2 protein-coding genes are annotated in these 9,209 nt (G+C 70.7%); both read right to left on the bottom strand.

Translation table 11 applies throughout. The features are described 5' to 3' along the window. On the bottom strand, positions 1-6,494 hold a 6,494-nt coding region (locus tag ABZ842_RS38415; RefSeq protein ID WP_361548409.1), incomplete at its 3' end, for a type I polyketide synthase. Positions 6,495-6,539: 45 nt separating this feature from the next. After that, positions 6,540-9,200 carry an SDR family NAD(P)-dependent oxidoreductase gene (locus ABZ842_RS38410; RefSeq protein WP_361548412.1) on the bottom strand — a complete coding sequence of 887 codons (2,661 nt, stop codon included), beginning with the start codon at positions 9,198-9,200 and terminating at the stop codon, positions 6,540-6,542. Between the last annotated feature and the right edge of the window lie 9 nt (positions 9,201-9,209).

Here is a 9,209-nt window from a genome sequence, read left to right as displayed (position 1 = left end):
CCCACCTGGGCAAACACGGTCTCCGAAACCCGCTCACCCCGAGCGTCCTCGCCGAAGATCACCGGCCGCAACGGCTCCGGCAACAGCCCATCCGCTATCGCGCACACCTCGTCGACAACCGCGGCAAATGACTCAAAGCGCTCGTAAAGCTGGGCGCCCATCCCGGCGAACTGCGAACCCTGACCGGTGAACAACACCGCCGACTTCCCACCCACCGGCGAACCCACCACCAGCCCATCAACAGCCCCACCATCAGCCAACGCGTCCAATCCCGACAGCAGAGAGGAGACGTCGTCGCCCACGACCACCGCGCGGTCCTCCAGCACCGCGCGCCCCACCAATCCGGCAGCCACCCCGGCGACGTCCAGGTCCTCATGCCCCCGTACGAAGTCGGCGAGCCGAGCCGCCTGCCCCCGCAGTCCTCCGTCGCCTCGACCCGACACCACCCACGGCACCGGACCAGAAGCCTCCACCGCCGCCACTTCGGGCGCCTCAACCGCCGGCGGCTCCTCCACGATCACATGTGCGTTGGTGCCGCTCACACCGAAGGAAGAGACACCAGCCCGACGCGGATGGCCATTGCTCTCCCAAGCAACCGAATCCGTCAAGAGTCGTACTTCGCCAGCCGACCAATCCACGTGCGGCGACGGCTCATCCACATGCAGCGACTCAGGCAGCAGCCCGTGACGCATCGCCATCACCATCTTGATCACACCAGCAACACCCGCAGCAGCCTGCGTATGACCGATGTTCGACTTCACCGACCCCAACCACAACGGACGACCCTCCGCCCGCTCCTGCCCATACGTCGCCAACAACGCCTGCGCCTCAATCGGATCACCCAGCGTCGTACCGGTCCCATGGGCCTCCACGACATCCACCTCACCAGCAGAAAGACCCGCATTCGCCAACGCCTGACGAATCACCCGCTGCTGCGACGGACCATTAGGCGCCGTCAAACCATTCGACGCACCATCCTGATTCACCGCCGAACCCCGAACCACCGCCAACACCTGGTGACCGTTCGCCACCGCGTCCGACAGTCGTTCCAACAGCAGCACCCCAACGCCCTCACCCCAGCCGGTGCCGTCCGCGCCCGCCGCGAACGGCTTGCACCGACCGTCGGCCGCAAGCCCACGCTGCCGACTGAACTCCACGAACGCACCCGGCGTCGACATCACCGTCACACCACCGGCCACGGCCAGGCGGCACTCTCCGAACCGCAGCGCCTGCGCAGCCAGGTGCATCGCCACCAGCGACGACGAACACGCCGTGTCCACCGTCACCGCAGGACCCTCAAGCCCGAACACGTACGCCAACCGACCCGACACCACACTCGCCGCGTTCCCGGTCGCCAAGTACCCCTCGCCGACCAGTCCCGCGTCGCCCAGCAGGGACACGTAGTCCTGACCGTTCGTACCGACGAAGACGCCCGTCGGGCTGGTCCGCAAGGAGTCCGCGGCGATGCCGGCCCGCTCCACCGCCTCCCAGGCCACCTCCAGCAGCAGCCGCTGCTGCGGGTCCATCGCCAGCGCCTCCCGCGGGCTGATGCCGAAGAACTCGGCGTCGAACTCGTCGGCGTCGTGCAGGAAGCTGCCCGTCGTGGCGTAGCTCGTCCCAGGGCGGTCCGGGTCGTCGTCGAACAGGGTCGACAGGTCCCAGCCGCGGTTGGTCGGGAAGTCCGTGATCGTGTCGCCACCGGTGGCGACCAGCCGCCACAGGTCCTCCGGCGAACGGACCTCGCCCGGGTACCGGCAGCTCATGCCGACGATGGCGATCGGGTCGTCGTCGACGGGCACGGCCGCCGAAGGCAGCGCGGGCAGCGCCGACGCGGTGGGGTGGCGGTCGAACGCCACCGTCCACAGGTGCTGGGCGAGCCCCCGCGGGGTGGGGTGGTCGAACACCAGGGTGGCCGGCAGGCGCAGCCCCGTCGCGGCGTGCAGGCCGTCGCGCAGTTCGACGGCCGTCAGCGAGTCGAAGCCGAGGTCGCGGAAGGCGCGGTCCTCGTGGACGTCGGAGGCGTGGGCGTGACCGAGGACATCGGCCGCCGCTGCGCGGACCACGTCGAGCAGTTCGCGGCGCTGTTCGGCGTCGTCGAGCGACCGCAGCCGCTCGATCAGCGCGGAGTCGCCGCCGTCGTTCTCGTCGCCGTCGACCTGCTCGGCGGCCAGCGCCTTCCGGACCTCGGGTATGTCGTCGAACAGCCGGTTGTCGCGGACCATTCGGTACGTCGGCGCGAAGCGGCTCCAGTCGACGTCTGCGACGGTGGACGTGGTCTCGCCCCGGTCGAGGGTCTGTTGCAGCGCGGCCACCGCCCGGTCGGCCGGCATGGTGGTGATGCCCCGGCGGCCGAGCCGTACCGCGGCGTCGCCTTCCGCCATGCCGTCGCCTGCCCAGGCTCCCCAGGCCACCGAGGTCGCGGCCAGCCCGCGGTCGCGGCGGTGTCTGGCCAGCGCGTCGAGGAAGGCGTTGGCCGCGGCGTACGCACCTTGGCCGCCGCTGCCCCAGATCCCGGCGATGGAGGAGAAGAGCACGAACGCGTCGAGGTCCGCACCGTCGAATGCGGCGTCGAGGTGGAGCGCGCCGAGCGCCTTCGCCGCCATGGTCTGTCGGAAGTCCGCGGGCGGCACCTCCGCCAGCGCGCCCGTCCAGCCCACACCGGCCGCGTGCACGACGACCCGGATCTCCGCTCCGTCGGCCCGGACCTGTCGGATCACGCCGTGCAGTTGCTCGCGGTCCGCCACGTCGCAGGCGGCGACGGTGACGCGGGCTCCGGCCGCGGTGAGTTCGTCGCGCAGCGCGGCGGCCTGCGGAGCGTCGGGGCCTCGGCGCCCCAGCAGGACGACGTGCTCGATGCCCTGCCCCACCAGCCAGCGGGCGACGTGGCCGCCGAGGGCGCCGGTGCCGCCGGTGATGAGCGCGGTGCCCCGGGTCCGCCACGTCGTCGTGGTCGCGGTGCCGGCGCCCGCCCTGCGCACTCGGCGCGCGAACGCACCGGCCGGGCGGATCGCCACCTGGTCTTCGCGGTCCGTACGGGTGACGAGACGGCAGACCTGGTCGTACGCGTTCTCGTCGGGACTCGCCGGGAGGTCGATCAGCCCGCCCCACCGGCCCGGGTGCTCCAGTGCGGCGACCCTGCCCATGCCCCAGACGAGCGCGGCGACGGGGTCGTCCGTCGGGTCGTCGTCGCCCGTGGTGACGGCGCCTCGGGTCAGACACCACAAGGGTGCGTCCACACCGGCGTCGCCCAGGGCACGGATCAGGGTGACGGTGTCGGTCACTGTGTCGGACACGGTTTCGGGTACCGCTTCGGGCAGTCGGGCCGACGTGGCGTCCTCGTCCGCAGCCGTGTCCGCCACGGCGAGTACGGAGAGGACTCCGGCCGGCGGTGCGGCGGCGTCGCACGTCTCGGTCAGCCGACGCGACAGCTCTTCCTGCGTGACGTCGACGGGGACGGCGACCTCCACCGTCCGCCCACCGGCGCGGGCGACTGCGGCGGAGAGTTCCGCGGTGTCGTGACCGACCCGGGTGAGTACGAGCCAGGTGCCGGTGAGGGCGGGCACGGCGGTTTCGGGTACGGAGACGGGTAGAGGCTTCCAGGTGACGTCGTAGCGCCAGTCGGCGAGCGCTTGCCGCTGCTGGTGCCCGCGCCGCCAGGCCGACAGAGCGGGAAGCACCGCATCGGAAGGCGTGCCGTCATCGATGCCCAGCGCACCGAGATCGTTCCGCTCGACCGCCTCCCAGAACTCCGCCGTACTCGCGTCAACCGGCGCCCCTCCTGCGACCGGCGCGGCCTCCAGCCAGTAGCGACGACGCTGGAAGGCATACGTCGGCACCTCCACCCGCTCAGACGCCTCGGGCAGCCAACGGTCCCAGTCGATGTCCACGCCGTGCACGTGGAGCCGGGACAGTCCCGTGAGAACACTGGTGACCTGGTCGCGGTCACGACGCATGAAACTCGCGACAGCCTCCCCGTCACGCTCAGGCATCGCCGCAGACAGTGCAGGCTGCGGACCCACCTCAGCCCACAACCGAACACCCAACCCTCGAGCCGCATTCACTGCGTCCGCGAACCGCACGGGCTGGCGTGCATGGTTCACCCAGTACTCGGGGCTTCCGAAGGCCGCGTCTGCCAGCTCACCCGCCACCGTCGACACCACGGGGATCTCGGCCGGCCTGAACGACAGATCGGCGATCGCGGCAGCGAACTCCTCCAACACGGGTTCCATCAACGGGGTGTGGAAGGCATGGCTCACCGGCAGCCACCGAGTCCGCGCGCCCTCAGCGGTCAACTCGTCCACCACGGCACGAACTGCATCGGCTTCGCCCGCAAGTACCACGGACTCCGGCGCATTCACCGCCGCCACCCACACACCATCAAGCCCAGCAACACGCGCTTCGACCTTCTCGGCCGGGGCGGCAACGGACACCATCACGCCACCACCAGCAAGGCCCTGCATCAACCTGCCACGTGCGCAGGCCAACCGAACGGCGTCTTCCAAACTCAGCACACCCGCGGCCACGGCGGCGCTGATCTCCCCCACCGAGTGACCCACCAGGACGTCAGCCCGGACACCGAACTCAGACAGCACACGCCACAGACCAACCTCCAGCGCCACCAGCCCGACCTGGGCAAACACGGTCTCCGAAACCCGCTCACCCCGAGCGTCCTCGCCGAAGATCACCGGCCGCAACGGCTCCGGCAACAGCCCATCCGCAACAGCACACACCTCATCCACCACAGCAGCAAACGACTCAAACCGCTCATACAACTGCGCACCCATACCCGCGAACTGCGAACCCTGACCGGTGAACAACACCGCCGACTTCCCACCCACCGGCGAACCCACCACCACCCCATCAACAACCCCACCACCCGCCAACGCATCCAAGCCGGAAAGCAGAGAACCAACGTCCCCACCCATCACCACCGCACGCGACTCCAACCGAGCCCGCCCCACCAACGCAACAGCCACCCCAGCCACGTCAACGTCCTCACGACCCCGCACGAAGTCGGCCAGACGCACCGCCTGACCCCGCAAACCAGCATCACCCCGCCCCGACACCACCCACGGCACCGGACCAGAAGCCTCCACCGCCGCCACCTCGGGCGCCTCAACCGCCGGCGGCTCCTCCAAAATCACGTGAGCGTTCGTCCCACTCACGCCGAACGACGACACCCCCGCCCGTCGCACGCGCTCCTCAGCAGGCCAAGCCACCGACTCCGTCAGCAGCCGCACCTCACCCGCCGACCAATCCACATACGGCGACGGCTCATCCACATGCAACGACTCAGGCAACCGCCCATGCCGCATCGCCATCACCATCTTGATCACACCAGCAACGCCGGACGTGGCCTGTGTGTGCCCGATGTTCGACTTCACCGAACCGAGCCAGAGTGGACGACCCTCCGTCCGCTCCTGGCCGTAGGTAGCAAGGAGTGCCTGCGCCTCGATCGGGTCACCCAGCGTCGTACCGGTCCCATGGGCCTCCACGACATCCACCTCACCAGCAGAAAGACCCGCGCTCGCCAACGCCTGACGAATCACCCGCTGCTGCGACGGACCATTAGGCGCCGTCAATCCATTCGACGCACCATCCTGGTTCACCGCCGAGCCGCGCAGCACCGCCAACACCTGGTGGCCGTTCGCCACCGCGTCCGACAGCCGCTCCAACAACACCAGCCCGACGCCCTCACCCCACCCCGTGCCGTCCGCAGCCGCCGCAAACGGCTTGCAGCGGCCGTCGGCCGCCATCCCCCGTTGCCGGCTGAACTCCACGAACGCACCCGGCGTCGACATCACCGTCACACCACCGGCCAGCGCCAGCGAGCACTCGCCCGACCGCAGCGCCTGCGCCGCCAAGTGAAGTGCCACCAGCGACGACGAACACGCCGTGTCCACCGTCACCGCAGGACCCTCAAGCCCGAACACGTACGCCAACCGACCCGACACCACACTCCCGGTGGAGCCGGTCAGGAGGTACCCGTCGGAGGCGTCCGCCTGGCTGCCGTACCCCTGGAAGCCCGCGCCCACGAAGACACCCGTCGAGCTGGCCTTCAGCGCGCCCGAATCCAGGCCCGCGCGTTCGAACAGCTCCCAAGCGGCCTCCAGCAGCAGTCGCTGCTGCGGATCCATCGCCAGCGCCTCGCGCGGACTGATCCCGAACAGCTCCGCGTCGAAGTCGGCGGCGTCCGCGACGAAGCCGCCCTCGCGGGCATACGTCTTGCCCGGTCGCCCCGGCTCCGGGTCGTACAGCTCCTCGACCGCCCAACCGCGGTCCGTCGGGAACGCCGTGATCGCGTCCCCGCCCTTCGCCACCAGCTCCCACAGGTCATCGGGGCTGCGCACCCCGCCCGGCAGTCGGCAGCTCATCGCCACCACGGCGACGGGCTCGTGCTCACCGGACTCGTAGCGCAGCAGCCGTTCCCGGGTCTGCTTCAGTTCACCGGTCACACGCTTGAGGTATTCGAACAGCTTGTCCTGGTCCGTCATCACAATCTCAATCGCCGGAATCGAACGGGCTGGGCGCGTGCGCGGTCAGCGCTGTCCCAGCTCCCTGTCGATGAAGTCGAATACTTCGTCGGGCGTCGCGGACTCGAACTCCTCCGCGCCGGTGTCCCGCCGTCCTGGCTCGTCGCCGTCGCGCCACTTCTCCAGGAGTGCCTGGAGGCGGAGCGTGATCCGCGCCTTCTCGCGGTCGTCGGGGGCCATTCGTAGCAGTGCGCCCTCCAGCTGCTCGATCTGGGCGAGCGGGGAGGCCGGCGCGGCGCCGACGCCGGCGCCGTCCCGGAACAGGGCGCCGTGCAGGTACGCCACCACGGCGCCCGGTGTCGGGTGGTCGAAGACCAGGGTGGCGGGCAGTTGCAGCCCGGACATGTTCCCGAGTCGGTTCCGCACCTCGACCGCCATCACCGAGTCGAACCCGAGGTCCCGGAACGCCCGGTGCTCCTCCACCGCCTCGGGGCCGGGGAGTTCGAGCACCTTGGCGGCCTCCTGCTGCACGGTCCTCAGCAGTTCGGCGTGCTGGTCGTCGGCGCCCAGCGGGGCGAGCCGGCTCCGCAGCGACTGCGCGTCGTCCGCGGGCGCGGCGGCCGTCGCCGCCCCGGCGGCCGGCGCCAGTCGCCGGACCTCGGGCAGGTCCTCGATGAGCGGTCGGCGCCGGGCCACGGTGAAGGTCGGTACGAACCGTTCCCAGTCCACGTCCGCCACGGCCACGAACGTCTCGTCCAAGGTCAGCGCCCCGTGCAGCGCCTCGACGGCCAGCTCCGGAGCCATCGGTCGGATGCCCACCCGCGACAGGTACTCCTCGCCCGCGCCTTCCGCCATGCCCCCGCCGCCCCACAGGCCCCAGGCGACCGAGGTGGCCCGCAGGCCCCGGCCGCGCAGTTGCTCGGCGACGGCGTCGAGGTAGGCGTTGGCGGCGGCGTACGCGCTGTGCATCCCGCTGCCCCAGACGCCCGAGTTGGACGAGAACAGCACGAGACGGTCCACGGGGTGCTCTTCGAGGGCCGCGACCAGGTTCTGCGTGCCGAGCACCTTCGCCCGCAGCAGCTCCGCGAACGTGTCGGGCCCGGACTCCTGCAGCGTCGTGCGCTGCGGTACGCCCGCGGCGTGGATGACGGTCGTGATCGGCGGGTGGTCGCCGCCGGCCAGCAGGTCGGCCACCTGCCGGGGGTCGGCGATGTCGCAGGCGACGACGGTGGTGGGGGTCCCCTGCTCGGTGAGCTCGTCGGCCAGCGCGACCGCGCCGGGCGCGGCGGGTCCGGTACGGCTGACCAGGACGAGGTGCTCGACGCCGTGCCGGGCCAGCCAGCGGGCCAGGTGGCCGCCGAGCGCGCCGGTGCCGCCGGTGATCAGTACGGTGCCGCTCGGCTTCCACGGCTCGCCGCCGCCGGACGGCGCCGGCGCGTGGTGCAGTCGGCGGGCGAAGGCGCCGATCGGGCGGAGCGCGATCTGGTCCTCGACCGGCTCGGCGAGCGCGGCGACCAGTTGGTCGCCGGTGCCGGACTGCCAGACGGCGGGCAGGTCGATCAGTCCGCCGTACTGCTCCGGGTGCTCAAGTCCGAACACCCGGCCCAGGCCCCACACCGCCGCCAGGTCCGGGTCGGGAGCGGTGTCCGTCCCGGGGGCGGTGACGGCGCCGCGGGTGAGCACCCGCAGGCGGGCATTCGGCTGTTCCGCGGCGGCCTGCATGACCACCAGGACGGACGCCAGCCCTTCGGACAGCCCCGGGTGGTCCGGATGGCTCCGGTCGAAGCCGGCCGGCAGATACGCAATGTGCTCCGCACCCGCCAACAGCTCCGCCACGCTCTCCCGGTCCGGGGCGGTGGGCAGGGTGCGCACGTCGACCTTCGCCCCGGCTTCCTCCAGTGCCCGCCGTACGTGCCCGGCCTCGCCGTCGTCGTGGCACAACAGCAGCCACCGCCGCGCCAACCCACCAGCCTGCTGAACCCTCAACGGCGTCCAACCCACCCGATAACGCCAACTGTCACTCTTCACAACCGCAGCCGCAGCCGGCGCAACCACGGGGACATCCAACCAATAGCGCTGGCGTTGGAACGCATACGTCGGCAACGCCACCGGCTCCGCGACGGGCAGCACCTTGCGCCAGACGACCGGCAGCCCGACTGTCCAGGCTGCCCCCAGGGCGGTCAGTAGCTGTGCCTGTTCGGGCTGGTCGCGGCGGAGGGTGTGGAGGACCTTGCCGTCGGTGTCGTTGAGGATGGTGGTCAGGGCGAGTCCGAGTACGGGGTGGGGACCCACCTCGACGAACCTCCCGTGCCCCTGTGCTTGTGCTGCACGGACCGCGGTCTCGAACAGCACCGGCTCACGCAGGTTCCGATACCAATACGCGGCATCCAGGTCCCCGGCTTCGACCGCCTCACCGGTAACGGTCGACCACATCGCCACCTCACCACCACGGGACGTCAACCCATCCAACCCAGCACGCAACTCGCCAGCAATCTGCTCCACCTGCGCGTGATGCGACGCGTAATCCACATCAATCCGCCGAGCCCGCACACCCACCGCGTCCAGCCGCGCACACAGTTCGGCGACCTCGTCCGCCGGACCACTCACCACGATCTGCCCCGGAGCGTTCACCGCCGCCACCGACACACCCCGCGTCAGATGCTCCTCCACCGACTCCGGATCCAGCCCGATCGACGCCATCGCACCCCGACCAGCCAAACTCCGCAACGCACGCGA

Origin of the sequence: Streptomyces sp. NPDC047315 (assembly GCF_040643215.1) — a bacterium.
Classification (GTDB): Bacteria; Actinomycetota; Actinomycetes; order Streptomycetales; family Streptomycetaceae; genus Streptomyces.
Note: the sequence above shows the minus strand (reverse complement) of the source record. Positions and strands in the feature narration are given on the sequence as shown.